The following is a 15,588-nucleotide window of genomic DNA, read 5'->3' as shown; positions in this document are numbered from 1 at the left end:
CTGGTTTTTTGGGCACTTAGCGCGGGTTTAGCGCGTCGTCGCTTGCATGGCGGCGCGCGACAGGTATAATCCACAACGTTTCCGCATCCCCTTCAGTGCCGAAGTGGCGAAATCGGTAGACGCAGTTGATTCAAAATCAACCGTAGAAATACGTGCCGGTTCGAGTCCGGCCTTCGGCACCATTAGTACTTCCAAGACCATCCGAGAAAGTCCAATTATCCCTTAAAAATCAATGCTTGCAGCGATTTTTACGTCCTGAGTTGTCCGAGGTTGTCCGTTGAAATCCGGATGTCATTGGGGGCATAATTGGGGGCATCTTAACTTCGATTAGAAATGTGCCCCCAAATGAAGCTCAACGCCAGACAGGTCGAGACCGCAAAGCCAAAAGACAAAACCTATAAAATGGCCGATGGTGGCGGTTTGTATCTCGAGGTTTCGGCCAAGGGTTCTAAATACTGGCGCATGAAATACAGACGGCCCAATGACAAAAAAGAGGATCGCCTCGCTTTTGGTGTTTGGCCTACGGTGACGCTTGCTCAGGCAAGAGCAAAACGCGATGAAGCTAAAAAGCTCTTAGTGCAGGGTATAGACCCCAAAGCCGAACAGAAAGAAGCTCAGGCCGAGAATTCGGGGGCATATACTTTCGAAACTATCGCTCGTGAATGGCATGCCAGTAATAAGCGCTGGAGCGAAGACCATCGATCGCGCGTTCTTCGCTATCTTGAGCTTTATATTTTCCCTTATATCGGTTCGTCCGACATTCGCCAACTCAAAACCAGTCACCTGTTAGCCCCGATTAAAAAAGTTGATGCCAGTGGTAAACATGATGTCGCTCAGCGCCTACAACAGCGCGTCACGGCCATTATGCGTTATGCCGTACAGAACGATTACATCGACTCAAATCCAGCAAGTGATATGGCCGGTGCGCTATCGACAACCAAAGCGCGACATTACCCCGCTTTACCTTCAAGCCGGTTCCCTGAGTTTCTTGCTCGTCTTGCTGCATATCGCGGTCGGGTAATGACGCGGATCGCGGTCGAGCTTTCCTTACTAACTTTTGTGCGTTCCAGTGAGTTACGTTTTGCGCGTTGGGATGAGTTCGACTTCGATAAATCTCTCTGGCGAGTACCTGCAAAACGAGAGGAAATTAAGGGTGTGCGTTACTCGTACCGTGGCATGAAGATGAAAGAGGAGCATATCGTTCCGCTTAGTCGACAGGCGATGATTTTGTTAGACCAGTTAAAGCAGATTAGTGGTGATAAAGAGCTGCTTTTTCCCGGTGATCATGACGCAACTAAGGTTATGAGTGAAAACACGGTAAACAGCGCTTTACGTGCAATGGGTTATGACACGAAAACTGAAGTCTGCGGGCATGGTTTTAGGACGATGGCTCGTGGTGCATTGGGTGAGTCAGGGTTATGGAGTGACGATGCCATTGAACGACAGCTAAGCCATACAGAACGTAATAATGTGCGTGCTGCATACATTCACACATCTGAGCATTTGGATGAACGTCGATTGATGGTTCAGTGGTGGGCTGATTATTTGGAAGCAAATAATACACATGTTATTACTCCATATGATTTCGCAAAAAATAATTATTAGTTGGCTCTTATGAGAGCCAACTATAATGTAATTGTTGGGATTCTAGCGTAAGTTTCTTTGAATAGAACGTTTGAGATTATTCATCCATCGGTCATTGGGCCGATTTTTTAATTCAGATTCTAACCATTTCATGCTTAGCTCTAAATACCCTCTTTTTCTAGATATGTCAGGATATTTTGACTTGAATTTGATGGACTGCTCAGCAAAAATCCTAGCGTGATAAATTTTTCTGTAATCATCATTATAACAACGTTGTAATATTTCCATGCTTTCTTCCAATGTTGATAACACCTCGGGAGAATTAGGTTTATCATAGTTTGCATTGAACAGTATTACAGCATAAGTATTTCTGATTGTTGGATTGTTGTTGCCAGTGATTGATTTGGCTTCATCAATCCATATGAACGCTAACTCATATTTTTTTTTGTGAGCTAAATATAATGCTCCTTGTTGTTTTAATGAGTGTGTTCTGTCACGAGTGAAAGCTTCCTCATAGAAAGATAATCCTCTCTCCCAATCAGGAAATGCACGCCCCATTAATTTTGCATCATAAGCGTATCGTTTAAAAATATCATATCTACTTATTCTGGCTGGAGAGACTTCTTGATGGAAAGTCTCTAACATTTTGGCCATATCTTTATGGTAGGTTTTCTTCATTACTATTTCTGACACTGTTCTTGAGCGCGGAACAAAATACGCTTGGTTATCCTCGCTTAACTGCCCTTCGTATGGATATAAAAATGTATCCATATTAGATAACATGTTAAATGCCTTTAAGGCGTCGTAATTATAATCTCTCAGATATGCAGCGGCGATATCAACCGAGATAGGAATTCGGCAACTGTATAAATAACATGCTAATAATAACAAGTCGTGCTCTGGTGCGGCGGTTTTTTTAAATGCTTTGAGTGCTTCTACAAATCTATCTGCTAATGCGTTGTCTTTAATGATGTGTGTCATAACCTCAAGAAAGCTTGGTTCAATATCCATATCTCCTTCACTATGAGAAAATGAATCATTTTGCTTGTTAATACCTTGAGGAATGCTATCTATAATCGATTGTATATCGAAATCATTTAAGCCAGAGACATCTAGAATATTAAATTGTTGAGAGGTAAATCGATATGAAACAGTGTCATAAATGAAATCCCTTTCAGCAGCTATTATTTTAATATTAGGGAGTTTCACTAGAGTTTGTATTGCTTCAGAAGAATCTACAGCATTATCAATAAATACATAAACCTTCTCATTTAAACTTTTAATCTCTCTAGAAAGTAATTGTGCTTTTTCTGGTGTAATCTCATTAATATATAAAACTGAGCCAAGTTCTTTTGCTTCAACAGATAATTGTTTCAGTAATGTTGACTTGCCAGTTAAAGGTGCTCCAATAATTAATACGTGCTTGGGTTTAAATGATTCGTTTTTTGTTCTTTGCAAATGGGTTGTTTTATGGATTTTATTTGTAAAAATATCATACCATATTGGCTCTGCACCTAAGAAGAACTCTGAGAGAGAACGTACAGGTACTGAGGACAGTGTTGGTATTTTGTATTCTTCAAACTTACTTTCAATTGTGTTATTCTGAGGGCTTGATTTATTATCGATTTTAATTTTTGAAATATACTTAAGTAGTTCCTTTGTTTCTCCAATTATTATTTGAAAACCTAACGAGGAATAGTACTCTCTAGCTTCTTCATCATCTTCTCTTAATACGATCCAGGCATCAGCTCTTTGCCTGCCTTTATTAGACGTGTTTGATAAAGCTTGTAATACTCCTGCATCTTGGACTCTATAACCCCAATATAGAGTTGGTGAGGTTTGAATTTTACCTACGTAGGTGAACCACCTATCTTTATCTCGTTCAAAACTAGAAGAGATTTCTAATGGTGAAAAAGCAAACTCTGAACCAGGGTATGCCACGCAGCCATGAAGCCCTATATAATCAATAGCTTCACCGTTGCTTATCGCTGGGCCCCTCAATTGGATGTCGTTTATATAATATTTACTACTGTCCTTGAAAATTTTGAAAATTAAGTCATCGATGTTGGTTGTAAAAATGGATTTTATTTTAATACTTTCAAGGGATTTGTAAAGCTCATCAAATTCTGTGACTGTAAAACGATTTATGAAAAAGTCTTTAAGTTCTTTTTTAGAGGAGCTGCTTAATATTTGACAAAGCTGAGGGAGATCTAGAGATGATGGTTTTTTTCGTTTGAAATGATCAAGTAATTCATCTTTTAAATTATCTCCAACTGGAAGCTTTCCACTTTTTGAGCTTGCTTCTACTGAAAACCCAGCACCAAGGAATAAATTAATACCACTTTTCAAGTGGTGTTCAAACAAAGGTTGGTTGTCAATTTTCATAGTTTTCCCATCTATGCATGTTTATGTTGATCTATCTGAATTATGCTTATAAACGGACTTGATGCAATATCAATTCTTGCGTTCAGCCCTAATACTTTGATGAGTGTATCAAATCATAACATCATGGTTAGTTACCTTCATTTAAGTGCCGTACTTGCTGCAAATTTTATGAAGTCAACACGTTTTTATTATGAGAACGAATTTAACAATGCTGGCGCGCAATGCTCTCCCCGCCACGCCTGCCCGCTTAAGGGGCCGCTTTCAATGCAGGTGCAAGAGCAGCCTCAGACCGCACCAGAGCTGACGCTGGCGGGGGAGGCCGGGACGTGAAAACGCATGCAAAACCATGCACCTTACGCATGCATGGCTTAATTCGGGAAAAATGGCGGGATTTACGGGGATATTTTGACGGGCTACTGCGCGGTCAGTTCTGCGCGTTTATTCACGTAATTCTGGTTTTGTGCAGGTGTGAATTTCTCACGATTATCATCCCGCGAAGCCGCGTCAGGCCTGAATCCGATGGCCGTTAAAATGTCGTTATCCTGTGCGGAATAATTAATTTTTTCACCGGCTGCCAGCCACACCGACAGCGCTTCACGCAGGTAATCGACGGAGTGCTGCATCGCGCAGCGTGTGACGGCGGGATTCTGACTGTTATAGCCCATTAATTCAGGTGCAAGCGCGGCGGCCAGCTCTGCGCCGTGCGCCTGCATAAAATCATTCAGGCGGTTACGGATGCTGATGCGCTGCACGTTCTCATGTGCGCGAATATAGCGACCGGCAGCCTGATTAATTTCCCATTTTTTCACGTCGATAATATCGCGCAGGGTTTGCAGGCTCCGGTTGCGGCTGTCATCACCGGTCGCGATGAGTTCCCGGTATTCCTGTTCGGTGTCAGCCAGCTCCTGTTTGCGGGTCAGCCAGGCGGTTTTCGTGTTCTGACAGACTTCAAAGGCCTGCTCCAGCGTTAAGGGTGTCATCAGGTGTCTCCGTATGGGTTACAGGCGTTGTTTTCGGGTTTTACCGGCCTGAGTGCAGATTAAATGGTCATCTGTTTCTGTCGTGGCCGAGGGCGGCTGAATCACTTTGTCGACTGACTCCACCGTTCTAAACGTGGCGGAGCACAGGACGTTGGTGCACTGGTAATAAATCTGCTTGATCGTCCCGGACAGATAGCGGCTGGTACGGGTGTGCGCCGGGTACTGACAGAACGGGCAATGCATCACTCCAGCAGTCCCCGCGCTTTCAGGTCAGCTTCACGCTCACGCAGTTTGTTAAAGTAGGCCTGACGCTGGCCGTTGGTCACTGCCACACCGTAATTCATGTGCGCCAGCGTCTCAGCCGACAGCCCGGCTTTAAACAGCACCGGCTCATCCGCCAGACGGATATGACAGTCCTTCACTGCACGCTCAAGCCACGTTTTCACCTCCTGCATGACCGCTTTATCAGGTTCGACATATCCCTGAATCCCGACGGTATTTGCGAGCGGGTTCCCCAGCGTCAGCATTTTCAGTTTCATCGCCCGGACAAGGGCCCCGCACGTCTCACGCAGCGCGTTATCCAGCTCTTTTCCGGCGTACTCGCTCAGCACAGTGTGATGCGCCTGACGGTACTTTCTGGCCGTGATGTCACAGGAGGCTTTCAGGCGGTCGCTGTCATAGGCCAGCACCTCAGCCAGCCTGTCGCATTCCTGCACCAGCTCGCGGGAGGCCACGCGTGCTAGATGCTGTTGTTTCAGCTCATCCGTCAGCACGGCCCCACCGGCACGGAATGCCCTGCGCCATACGCTGGCATCGCTGCCGTTTTCCTTTTCAATCTCAGCTTTCTGTTCGGCGGTTCGGGCAATGGCCGTGGTGGTGTCATCCATCTGACGGGCGCTTTCAAGGTGTGCTGCTCTGGCCGCGTCCAGTTGTCGGAATGCGGGTGTCAGGTATTCAGGGATAGCGGTGGTGGTCATGGTGTGTCTCCTCAGTCATGTCAAGTTGAGGAGATTCTGCCGTGCATCACACAACAACTCGACTCATTGCCGTTGTGGCAGGAATGGCACAGACGGGACTTTCAAAAAGAAGGCTGGCCAGAGAAAGGTCGCAGGAAAATCCCTCTCTCTGTTTGTTTTTTTACTATTAACTATTCACCACTGTTCACCTTTAATAAAAATATAAGTAATACAGTATGTTAAAGGGTGAACAGTTGAGAGTCTGACTGTTCACCGTCTGTTCACCACTGTTCACCCACCTGTTTTTCTTCGGCCTTTCCGCTTAGACTTTTTTACGATTAATAACTCAATATGTATAAATAATAGTAATCATAAATTTGCCTCTGGATTATCAAGAATTGCCAACGATTGTCATTGATTGCCACTGTTTGCCATTCCCTTGTTAACAGTTTGTTGTGTAGTGAGTCGGTGCAAAATGACTTGTTGCCCTAAGAGAAAATATTCACAAAATAGAGAGCTACCCGAGGCCGGACGGACACGACCGGCACTGTATGGACTTTATGAGGTAGCCCAATGCACACCGCTTTTTCTTCCCCGTCTTCTGCGCCTGTCGCCCCACCAGTGCCGTTTTCTGACGCCGTTCAGGAGCGCTTTATCCGCCTGCCCGAAGTGATGCACCTGTGCGGCCTGTCCCGTTCGACAATTTATGACCTCATCAGCCGGGAGGCTTTCCCGAAACAGATCTCACTTGGCGGTAAAAACGTGGCGTGGGCGCAGTCAGAAATTACCGCATGGATGGCCGAGCGGATCGCCGACCGTAACCAGAGCTGCGACGCATGATGATGGCCGTTCTTCTGAAAGCCCCTTTTTCTGGCTTGCTTCTGTTCGCCGTTTCCAGGTATAGTTTTCTCGCTGTCGCAAAATCGGCAGCCGGGCGTGAGAACCCGAGTTACTTCAAGGCGACACCGGACGCGCCATGCGTCTTTTTTTGTGTCTATGCCTATGTGCACCCGTTATTTACACACCGGTTCTTTAGCCGTTGCTGTATCCGCGTAATGGTGGCTCAGGCGGGGCAGCCCTCGGGCTGGCCGGTTCCCTTGAAGGCCGGTTTCTCACCCCCGTCTGGGCTACCACCAGAGTGTGAGAACTCCGGTGGTAGCGATAACCGCTACTTCAAGGAGGTTGCCCTTATGGCTACGATCCTCACCCTGTCTCACCCGCAATTTGTCTTCGTGTTTGCCGCCGTTCGTCGCGCAGACCGTAAACCCCGTATCTGTATGCTCCGCACCGTTGCCGGTGACGAGCACGCCGCACGTCTTTCCCTCGTTCGTGATTACATCCTCTCGTTTGCCGGCCGTCTGCCGGTTGCGGAGGGACGCGCATGAAACACACTACCCTCAGCATCAAAGAACTCGAATGCCTTGAGCACCTGCGTAACGTCGGCCACTTTGTCAGCGCCATGATGCAGGAGCAGGACTGCACCACCCTCCGCCGCGACCCTGCGCAGCAGTCGCAGCTCACCTCCGTAATTTATCTGATGACCGCCCAGCTCGACGGCGTGGTCGAGCGCTGCAATCAGCGCTGGCTGACCGGGGAGGGTAACGTATGAAAAAGCCGTTACCGTCGGTATTACGCGCCGCCCTGTATCGTCGTGCCGTGGCCTGTGCCTGGCTGACCCTGTGCGAACGTCAGCACCGCTACCCTCAGCTCACCCTCGATGCGCTGGAAAGTGCTATTGCCTCCGAGCTGGAAGGTTTCTATTTGCGCCAGCACGGCGAGGAAAAAGGCCGTCAGATTGCCTGTGCGCTGCTCGAAGATTTAATGGAAGCCGGTCCACTGAAAGCTGCGCCGTCGCTGTCCTTTCTGGGGATGGTCGTCATGGATGAACTCTGCGCCCGTCATATCGCCGCGCCGGTTGTGCACTGAGGGAGAAAATAACGATGAAAATGAACGTAACCGAAACTGTAAAACAGGCATGCGGCCACTGGCCGCGCATTCTCCCGGCGCTGGGTGTGAAGGTGATTAAAAACCGGCATCAGGCCTGCCCGGTATGTGGCGGCTCTGACCGCTTTCGTTTTGACGACAAAGAGGGGCGCGGGACGTGGTTCTGCAACCAGTGCGGCGCGGGTGACGGCCTTAAGCTGGTCGAAAAGGTGTTCGGCATGTCGGCCTCCGAGGCCGCCGGGAAGGTGAACGCCCTGACCGGCAGCCTGCCGCCAGTTGCTGAGGATATTATTGCCGCCGCTGATGCTGAAACTGACGCCAGCCGTAAAGCCGCTGCCACGCTTGCCGCTTCACTGATGGAGAACACCCGCCCAGCCACCGGCAACGCCTACCTGACGCGCAAGGGCTTTCCTGCGCTCGAATGCCTGACGCTTTCCACCACGCACAAAACCGGCGGCGTGACGTACCGCGCCGGTGATGCGGTCGTGCCGCTGCAGGACGAGACCGGCGCACTGGTTAACGTTCAGCTCATTAACGCTGAGGGCCTGAAACGCACCCTGAAAGGCGGTCAGGTAAAAGGGGCATGGCACCTTATCGACGGGAAAAAAGAGGCGGGAAAACGCCTGTGGATAGCGGAGGGCTATGCGACTGCGCTCACCGTGCATCACCTGACCGGTGAAACGGTTATGGTGGCGCTCTCGTCCGTGAACCTCCTTTCTCTGGCGAGCCTTGCCCGAAGTCAGCACCCGGCCTGTCAGATTGTTCTCGCTGCTGACCGTGACCTCAGCGGGAACGGCCAGACCAAGGCCGCAGCGGCCGCACAGGCCTGTGAGGGCACTGTTGCCCTCCCGCCGGTGTTCGGTGACTGGAATGATGCCTTTATGCAGCAGGGTGAGGACGCCACGCGCAAAGCGATTTACGATGCCATCCGGCCACCGGCACAAAGCCCGTTCGACACCATTAGCGAGGCGGAATTTACCGCCATGAGCACCAGTGAAAAGGCGATGCGGGTGCATGAGCATTACGGCGAAGCGCTGGCAGTGGATGCGAACGGCCAGCTCCTGTCCCGGTATGAGGCCGGGACATGGAAAATCATCCCGCCGTCAGACTTTGCCCGCGACGTGGCCGGGCTGTTCCAGCGCCTGCGCGCCCCGTTCTCGTCGGGGAGAATTGCCTCCGTGGTCGATACCCTGAAACTCATTATTCCCCAGCAGGCCGCCCCCGCGCGTCGTCTGATTGGTTTTCGCAACGGTGTGCTCGATACCCTCACCGGCGTGTTCAGCCCACACAGCAAATCCCACTGGCTGCGCACCCTGTGCGACGTGGACTTTACCCCGCCGGTGGAGGGTGAAACGCTGGAAACCCACGCGCCGAATTTCTGGCGTTGGCTCGACCGTGCGGCGAGCGGCAATGCAGCAAAGCGCGACGTTATTCTGGCTGCGCTGTTTATGGTGCTGGCGAACCGCTACGACTGGCAGCTCTTTCTCGAAGTGACCGGCCCCGGCGGGAGCGGAAAAAGTATTCTGGCCGAAATTGCGACCCTGCTCGCCGGGGAGGACAACGCCACGTCAGCGACCATCGAGACGCTGGAATCACCACGTGAGCGCGCGGCGCTGATTGGCTTCTCGCTGATACGCCTGCCAGACCAGGAGAAATGGAGCGGGGACGGCGCAGGACTTAAGGCTATCACCGGCGGCGATGCCGTGTCGGTCGATCCGAAATACCGCGACGCCTATTCGGCCTATATCCCGGCGGTGATTCTGGCCGTGAACAATAACCCGATGCGCTTCACCGACCGCAGCGGCGGCGTGTCCCGTCGCCGGGTAATCATCCACTTCCCGGAGCAAATCGCCCCGGAGGAGCGCGACCCGCAGCTTAAAGACAAAATCGCACACGAGCTGGCCGTCATCGTGCGCCAGCTTATGCAGCAATTCAGCGACCCGATGACGGCACGTACACTGCTCCAGTCGCAGCAGAACTCTGACGAGGCACTGAGTATCAAGCGCGATGCCGACCCGACGTTTGATTTTTGCGGCTATCTGGAGGCGCTGCCGCAGACAAACGGGATGTTTATGGGGAACGCCAACATTATCCCGCGACAGCCCCGTAACTATCTCTATCACGCCTATCTGGTCTATATGGAGGCGAACGGGTACAAGCATGTGCTGAGCCTGAAAATGTTTGGGCTGGGGCTGCCGATGATGCTGAAAGAGTACGGGATGAACTACGAGAAGCGGCACACCAAACAGGGGACGCAAACCAACCTGACGCTCAGGGAAGACAGCAACGGCGACTGGCTGCCGAAGTGCGACGAAACCGCAGCGACATAAACTACTCAGACCGGCAATCGCCGGTCTTTTTATACCTGATTATCATGCCGGGTGAACAATCGACTGTTCACCCTTCACCATCTGTTCACCTATTAACTCTATGAAATTACTGTATAAAAATGAAAGGTGAACAGAGTGAACAGTAAAACCTAAAAAAACTTTTTATCCCCCCCTCGTCACCTGACACGCTGCATCCTTAGCGCGAAAAAATTATAAAGGTGAAGAGTCGACTGTTCACTCTTCACCAACTCATCACCACTTAACGTCATGATTTTAAATGGGAAATAATCGAGGTGAACAGTGTGAACAGTTAAATGCAAAAAAAGATTTTTATGGTACTTTTCCCCGGTTAGGTTCCGAGTGACGGATCCTAACCGAAAGAAGCTTTCAAATTTATTTAGTGAGTCATATCAGATAGCTAAGGTGAAGAGAGGGCAAAAAATGGTTGGGGGCACAAATGGGGGCATATATCATGGGGTATATTTATTATTTATTACTTTTCATTGTGTTACGTGATGATTTGAGTCCGGCCTTCGCACCATCGGAACATCAATAGACGTCAACGGACGTCTTTTTTTGTGCCTAAAATCCAGTATTTATCTACCATTCCCGCTATATTAACTCTCTCAAGGTCAACCGACATCAACGTACATCTACCAACAGATGTTGGTACAGATGATGGTATTTCCGGTTCGATAATGCTTGTACCAACAGGGAGGGGATAAAGCATGGCTCTAACAGATATCAAAGTCAGAACAGCCAAGCCAACGGATAAGCAATACAAGCTGACTGATGGCAGTGGTATGCATCTTCTCGTCCACCCTAATGGTTCTAAGTACTGGCGTTTGCAGTACCGTTTTGACGGCAAGCAAAAGATGCTGGCACTTGGGGTTTACCCTGAAATCACACTGGCGGATGCCAGAGCACGTCGTGACGAAGCGCGTAAGCTGCTAGCGAATGGCGTCGATCCGGGAGACAAAAAGAAAAATGATAAGGTTGAGCAGAGTAAAGCTCGAACCTTCAAAGAGGTAGCGATCGAGTGGCATGGCACCAATAAAAAGTGGTCTGAAGATCATGCCCATCGTGTGCTAAAAAGTCTGGAAGATAATCTCTTCGCAGCGCTTGGTGAGCGTAACATCGCTGAGTTAAAAACTCGCGATTTATTAGCACCCATTAAAGCCGTAGAGATGTCTGGACGTCTTGAGGTTGCTGCCCGTCTTCAACAGCGCACTACGGCCATCATGCGTTATGCAGTGCAAAGTGGGTTAATTGATTATAACCCGGCACAAGAGATGGCTGGGGCGGTTGCTTCCGGTAATCGACAACATCGTCCGGCGCTGGAATTAAAGCGCATTCCTGAGTTACTACAGAAAATAGACAGCTACACCGGCAGGCCGCTAACCCGCTGGGCAACAGAACTCACCCTGCTTATCTTTATTCGATCCAGTGAGCTGCGTTTTGCTCGCTGGTCAGAAATCGATTTTGAAACGTCAACGTGGACCATCCCGCCTGAGCGAGAGCCTATTCCTGATGTAAAACATTCTCAGCGAGGCTCAAAGATGCGTACACCGCATCTGGTGCCGCTTTCAAAGCAGGCGCTGGCGATCCTAAAGCAGATAAAACAGTTCTGTGGCGAACATGAGCTGATTTTTATTGGCGATCATGATCCGCGTAAGCCAATGAGTGAAAATACCGTAAACAGTGCCCTACGCGTGATGGGTTATGACACTAAAGTTGAGGTTTGCGGGCACGGCTTCCGCACAATGGCCTGTAGTTCGTTAATTGAGTCAGGGCTATGGTCGAAGGATGCGGTGGAAAGGCAGATGAGCCATATGGAACGCAATTCGGTGAGGGCGGCGTATATCCATAAAGCGGAACATCTGGATGAGCGCAAGCTGATGTTGCAGTGGTGGGCGGATTTCCTGGATGCGAACCGGGAGAAGGGAATAACGCCGTTTGACTATGCGAAGATCAATCGAGGCAATGTTGAGTGAGGGGCTTGTCATCTCTGTTTAATTAAAGAAAATCGACCAGACTTGCTAAGGAAGCTGGTTGTTGATCTTTAATGAAAATACTGCTTTGAGACACGAACAATGATTGGCCTTCATCAGTAAGAACTTGCCGCGTGAACCACGGACGTGAACTGACAATGACTGCAGTGAACATTCCGTGTTGCTCGATATGGGACTAAGATACTGGCGTTGTATAGATGACATGTCTTTTGATTTTCCAGGACGAATACCGAATCAGGTTGAGTGCTTGGCAATATGTCGGGTATTCATTTTCGCCTCAGATAATGAATTGAAGTGTTATATCATCGCTGGCTAAACGGAGACCCCCACCGACTCAGTGTGGGGAGTTGACCCATCTCACTTTTTAATAATTTTTGTTTGGAAATCATGCGTAATTTATGCGTATTACCTTCCATTTTGTCACTTTTCTGAGGGCCTTCATGATATCTTTAAGGCCCTCTTTTTTATCGCAGTGTGCAGCGACATATCGCTCGGGATAGTGTTATCACCACTGCCTCATACAGACAGAAAAACCGATGAATAAGCAAAATTATGCACCTGGAATGCGGGTGGTTATTCGTGATGCAGAGTGGCGCATTCGCCGGGCGGATGACAGTGGAGATGGTGGCAATCTGCTGACCTGTGATGGCATTTCGGAGCTGGTACGCGGTAAAGAAGGGCTGTTTCTGACAAAGCTGGAGCAAAAAGTCGAGATTCTCGATCCAGCAAAAACAAATCTGGTGGAAGATGAGTCAGCCAATTACCAGGCGGCTCAGTTGTACATAGAGAGCCAGCTACGCCAACGCGTACCGACTGACAGCAAAGTCCATTTTGGACATCAGGCTGCAATGGACTCTATGCCCTTTCAGCTCGATCCCACTCGCATGGCGCTGGCGCAGCCGCGACAGCGGATATTAATTGCTGATGCGGTAGGGCTGGGTAAAACGCTGGAAGCCGGTATCCTGGTTTCAGAGCTGATTCGCCGTGGACGTGGCAAACGCATTTTGGTGCTGGCGGTTAAATCCATGCTTACGCAATTCCAGAAAGAATTCTGGAGCCGTTTTGCTATTCCGTTGACGCGGCTTGACTCCGCTGGTCTACAAAAGGTGCGTAACCGCATCCCAACCAACCACAATCCGTTCCATTATTTCGATAAGACCATTATCTCCATCGATACCCTGAAACAGGACATCGAGTATCGCCATCACCTGGAAAACGCCTGGTGGGATATTATTGTTATCGATGAAGCGCATAATGTCGCTGAACGTGGGACCAGCTCTTTGCGCAGCAAACTGGCAAAATTGCTCGCCGGGCGCAGCGATACGTTGATTATGCTTTCAGCTACGCCGCATGACGGTAAGGCTGAAAGTTTTGCCAGCCTGATGAATATGCTCGACCCGACGGCCATTGCCAATCCGAAAGAGTATGAATACGCCGATTTTGCCGATAAAAATCTGGTTGTGCGTCGCTTCAAAAAAGACGTAAAAGATCAGATGGCTGGTGAGTTTCCGGAACGTAATATCGTCAAATTGATGCGCCCGGCAACCGGAGCTGAAGAGGAAGCCTACCGCCGATTGGTTGAGAGTCAGTTCCGTGACGATGATGATGAAAACTCGCGGTCAAATAAAGGCCGCCTGTTCAAAATTACGCTCGAAAAAGCGTTGTTCTCCAGTCCAATGGCATGTGCCAGCGTGGTGGCTAACCGCCTGAAGCGGCTTGAGAACCGCAAAGAAATAAACAGTCAGAGCCAGATTAACGAATTAGAGTCACTGCTGCTGGCGCTCAATAATATTGATGCCAGCCAGTTCAGCAAGTATCAGTTGTTGCTGGAGACCATCCGTAACGATCTCCGCTGGAAAGCGAATAACACGGAAGATCGTCTGGTGATCTTTACCGAGAGTATCAAAACGCTCGAGTTCCTTGAGCAGCAACTGCGCTCCGATCTCAAGCTGAAAGACGATCAAATTGCCACGTTGCGAGGCGATCAGGGCGATACAGTTCTGATGGAAACCGTCGAAGCGTTTGGCAAAACCCAGTCTCCGCTACGCCTGCTCATCTGCTCGGATGTCGCGTCTGAAGGTATCAACCTGCACCACCTCAGCCATAAAATGATTCACTTCGATATTCCGTGGTCGCTGATGGTATTCCAGCAGCGTAACGGACGTATTGACCGCTACGGGCAAAAACACCAGCCACAGATCCGTTACTTGCTGACTGAAGCCAGTGAACCGCAGATCAACGGTGATATGCGTGTGCTGGAAGTGCTGATCAATAAAGACGAACAGGCGCAGAAGAATATCGGCGACAGTTCCGAATTTACCGGCAAATTTACCCAGGAAGAGGAAGAAGAGCAGGTTGCTGAATTCATGATGCAGGACGATGGCGCCAGCCTGTTCAATGATCTATTGAATAGCAATGTCACTGAAAATTCTGAACACGACCTGTTTGGCGAAATCTGCAGCGCAGTGTCCAGCGATGCTTCGATCGTGACCGAAAGTGACATTAGTCTGTTTGATAATGAGCAGGCATACTGCGAAAAAGCGCTAGGCTATCTGAAGACCTGCGGCCAGACCGTGCAATACGATACCTTGCCTGATAACACCTTATCGCTGGTCGCACCGGAGGAGTTACGCCGTCGCTTTAACCAGTTACCGCCGGAAATTGCGCCGGAAAACTGGCAGCTTTATCTAAGCCAGGACAAAACTGTTATTACGGAAGCCATTTCGCGGGCGCGCGGTGAGCAACATGCCTGGCCCGATGTGCAGTATCTCTGGCAAATTAACCCGGTCGTGCAGTGGTTAGACGACAAAATTCAGTCTGCCTTTGGTCGCCACCAGGCTCCGGTGATGCGCCTGCCGCACCTGTTTGAACCTGATGAGGATCATTTCATCCTTTCCGGGTTGTTCCCGAACCGTAAGTCGCACCCGATGGTGAACCCGTGGCTGGTGGTGAGCTTTAACCGCGAAACGTTAAGCGGTAGCCTGCCTTTTGCTGAGTTCCTGAAACGACATCCGCAACTGAGTAGCAAGCTGACTAACAGTGGCGGCAAAGATCGTAACCATCAACGCCAGCAGGAGCTGCTGGAAGCGGCAATCGCCCATGCGCGGGATGTGTTTGTTCACGATCGAAATGCTTTTGAAGAGCGTATCAATCAGCAGCTCAATGAGCATCTACAGAAGCTAGACGTTCTGCGTGGGCGTCAGCTGAATCAACTGGAGCTGGATTTTGCCGATAATAAACAGCAGCTTTCAGTGAAACAGAGCCGCAAAGAACAACGTCAGCGCGAAATCGAACACAATTTTGACAGCTACATCCAATGGATTGAGGACACCATGACCACCGAAAAAGAGCCCTACATCCAGGTTATTGCTGTAATCACCGGAGCGGAGGGCTAATC

The 15,588-nt window shown here is 49.6% G+C and carries 13 protein-coding genes and 1 tRNA gene; 10 read left to right on the top strand and 4 right to left on the bottom strand.

The window, feature by feature from the left end:
• The first annotated feature begins 97 nt into the window (after positions 1-97).
• Positions 98-182, top strand: a tRNA-Leu gene (locus ACOTYB_RS01620).
• A gap of 163 nt (positions 183-345) precedes the next feature.
• Positions 346-1,605, top strand: a complete 1,260-nt coding sequence (locus tag ACOTYB_RS01615; RefSeq protein WP_072778466.1) for a tyrosine-type recombinase/integrase — start codon at positions 346-348, stop codon at positions 1,603-1,605.
• Positions 1,606-1,647: 42 nt separating this feature from the next.
• On the opposite strand, the gene ACOTYB_RS01610 is transcribed toward ACOTYB_RS01615, so the two are convergent.
• Positions 1,648-3,969 carry an SIR2 family protein gene (locus ACOTYB_RS01610; protein ID WP_421765734.1) on the bottom strand — a complete coding sequence of 774 codons (2,322 nt, stop codon included), beginning with the start codon at positions 3,967-3,969 and terminating at the stop codon, positions 1,648-1,650.
• Between the two features lie 168 nt (positions 3,970-4,137).
• Between ACOTYB_RS01610 and ACOTYB_RS01605 the strand changes: the two genes are divergently transcribed.
• The gene (locus ACOTYB_RS01605) at positions 4,138-4,299 is read left to right on the top strand and encodes a hypothetical protein (protein ID WP_333014939.1); all 162 of its coding nucleotides are present in this window, start codon (positions 4,138-4,140) and stop codon (positions 4,297-4,299) included.
• An 83-nt stretch (positions 4,300-4,382) separates the two neighbouring features.
• On the opposite strand, the gene ACOTYB_RS01600 is transcribed toward ACOTYB_RS01605, so the two are convergent.
• The 3 genes from ACOTYB_RS01600 to ACOTYB_RS01590 are packed head-to-tail and all read right to left on the bottom strand — an operon-like array spanning position 4,383 to position 5,926.
• Complete coding sequence (locus ACOTYB_RS01600) at positions 4,383-4,949, bottom strand: phage polarity suppression protein (RefSeq protein ID WP_409248704.1); 567 nt, start codon at positions 4,947-4,949, stop codon at positions 4,383-4,385.
• An 18-nt stretch (positions 4,950-4,967) separates the two neighbouring features.
• Positions 4,968-5,195, bottom strand: a complete 228-nt coding sequence (locus ACOTYB_RS01595) for an ogr/Delta-like zinc finger family protein (RefSeq protein WP_333014941.1) — start codon at positions 5,193-5,195, stop codon at positions 4,968-4,970.
• Positions 5,192-5,926: a glycoprotein 3 gene (locus ACOTYB_RS01590; protein WP_333014942.1), complete on the bottom strand. Its 735-nt coding sequence runs from the start codon at positions 5,924-5,926 to the stop codon at positions 5,192-5,194. The genes ACOTYB_RS01595 and ACOTYB_RS01590 overlap by 4 nt, the downstream gene beginning before the upstream one ends.
• Positions 5,927-6,478: 552 nt before the next feature.
• Between ACOTYB_RS01590 and ACOTYB_RS01585 the strand changes: the two genes are divergently transcribed.
• The 7 genes from ACOTYB_RS01585 (at position 6,479) to ACOTYB_RS01555 (ending at position 15,586) form a co-directional block, all read left to right on the top strand.
• Positions 6,479-6,745 (top strand): helix-turn-helix transcriptional regulator, encoded by a 267-nt coding sequence (locus ACOTYB_RS01585; protein ID WP_333014943.1) that lies wholly within the window; start codon positions 6,479-6,481, stop codon positions 6,743-6,745.
• Positions 6,742-7,290 carry a host cell division inhibitor Icd-like protein gene (locus tag ACOTYB_RS01580; RefSeq protein WP_333014944.1) on the top strand — a complete coding sequence of 183 codons (549 nt, stop codon included), beginning with the start codon at positions 6,742-6,744 and terminating at the stop codon, positions 7,288-7,290. The genes ACOTYB_RS01585 and ACOTYB_RS01580 overlap by 4 nt, the downstream gene beginning before the upstream one ends.
• Entirely contained in the window at positions 7,287-7,514 is a 228-nt protein-coding gene (locus tag ACOTYB_RS01575) for a hypothetical protein (RefSeq protein WP_164539761.1), read from the top strand. Before ACOTYB_RS01580 ends, ACOTYB_RS01575 begins: the two co-directional genes overlap by 4 nt.
• Positions 7,511-7,831, top strand: coding sequence for a DUF5375 domain-containing protein (locus ACOTYB_RS01570; protein WP_409248705.1), 321 nt, complete (start codon positions 7,511-7,513; stop codon positions 7,829-7,831). The genes ACOTYB_RS01575 and ACOTYB_RS01570 overlap by 4 nt, the downstream gene beginning before the upstream one ends.
• 14 nt (positions 7,832-7,845) lie before the next feature.
• The gene (locus tag ACOTYB_RS01565; RefSeq protein WP_333014946.1) at positions 7,846-10,179 is read left to right on the top strand and encodes a primase-helicase zinc-binding domain-containing protein; all 2,334 of its coding nucleotides are present in this window, start codon (positions 7,846-7,848) and stop codon (positions 10,177-10,179) included.
• 728 nt (positions 10,180-10,907) lie between these two features.
• Complete coding sequence (locus ACOTYB_RS01560; protein ID WP_220153533.1) at positions 10,908-12,173, top strand: tyrosine-type recombinase/integrase; 1,266 nt, start codon at positions 10,908-10,910, stop codon at positions 12,171-12,173.
• Positions 12,174-12,727: 554 nt separating this feature from the next.
• Positions 12,728-15,586 (top strand): DEAD/DEAH box helicase, encoded by a 2,859-nt coding sequence (locus ACOTYB_RS01555; protein WP_409248706.1) that lies wholly within the window; start codon positions 12,728-12,730, stop codon positions 15,584-15,586.
• Positions 15,587-15,588 lie beyond the last annotated feature (2 nt).

This window comes from Enterobacter cloacae complex sp. IR5450, from assembly GCF_049238665.1.
Lineage (GTDB): Bacteria > Pseudomonadota > Gammaproteobacteria > Enterobacterales > Enterobacteriaceae > Enterobacter > Enterobacter hormaechei_C.
This window is presented reverse-complemented; position numbering and strand designations above follow the sequence as displayed.

Excerpts from the sequence above, each read along its gene's own strand:
- ACOTYB_RS01615 (WP_072778466.1), top strand. The coding sequence starts at position 346 with ATGAAGCTCAACGCCAGACAGGTCGAGACCGCAAAGCCAAAAGACAAA.
- ACOTYB_RS01610 (WP_421765734.1), bottom strand. The coding sequence starts at position 3,969 with ATGAAAATTGACAACCAACCTTTGTTTGAACACCACTTGAAAAGTGGT.
- ACOTYB_RS01605 (WP_333014939.1), top strand. The coding sequence starts at position 4,138 with ATGAAGTCAACACGTTTTTATTATGAGAACGAATTTAACAATGCTGGC.
- ACOTYB_RS01600 (WP_409248704.1), bottom strand. The coding sequence starts at position 4,949 with ATGACACCCTTAACGCTGGAGCAGGCCTTTGAAGTCTGTCAGAACACG.
- ACOTYB_RS01590 (WP_333014942.1), bottom strand. The coding sequence starts at position 5,926 with ATGACCACCACCGCTATCCCTGAATACCTGACACCCGCATTCCGACAA.
- ACOTYB_RS01585 (WP_333014943.1), top strand. The coding sequence starts at position 6,479 with ATGCACACCGCTTTTTCTTCCCCGTCTTCTGCGCCTGTCGCCCCACCA.
- ACOTYB_RS01580 (WP_333014944.1), top strand. The coding sequence starts at position 6,742 with ATGATGATGGCCGTTCTTCTGAAAGCCCCTTTTTCTGGCTTGCTTCTG.
- ACOTYB_RS01575 (WP_164539761.1), top strand. The coding sequence starts at position 7,287 with ATGAAACACACTACCCTCAGCATCAAAGAACTCGAATGCCTTGAGCAC.
- ACOTYB_RS01570 (WP_409248705.1), top strand. The coding sequence starts at position 7,511 with ATGAAAAAGCCGTTACCGTCGGTATTACGCGCCGCCCTGTATCGTCGT.
- ACOTYB_RS01565 (WP_333014946.1), top strand. The coding sequence starts at position 7,846 with ATGAAAATGAACGTAACCGAAACTGTAAAACAGGCATGCGGCCACTGG.
- ACOTYB_RS01560 (WP_220153533.1), top strand. The coding sequence starts at position 10,908 with ATGGCTCTAACAGATATCAAAGTCAGAACAGCCAAGCCAACGGATAAG.
- ACOTYB_RS01555 (WP_409248706.1), top strand. The coding sequence starts at position 12,728 with ATGAATAAGCAAAATTATGCACCTGGAATGCGGGTGGTTATTCGTGAT.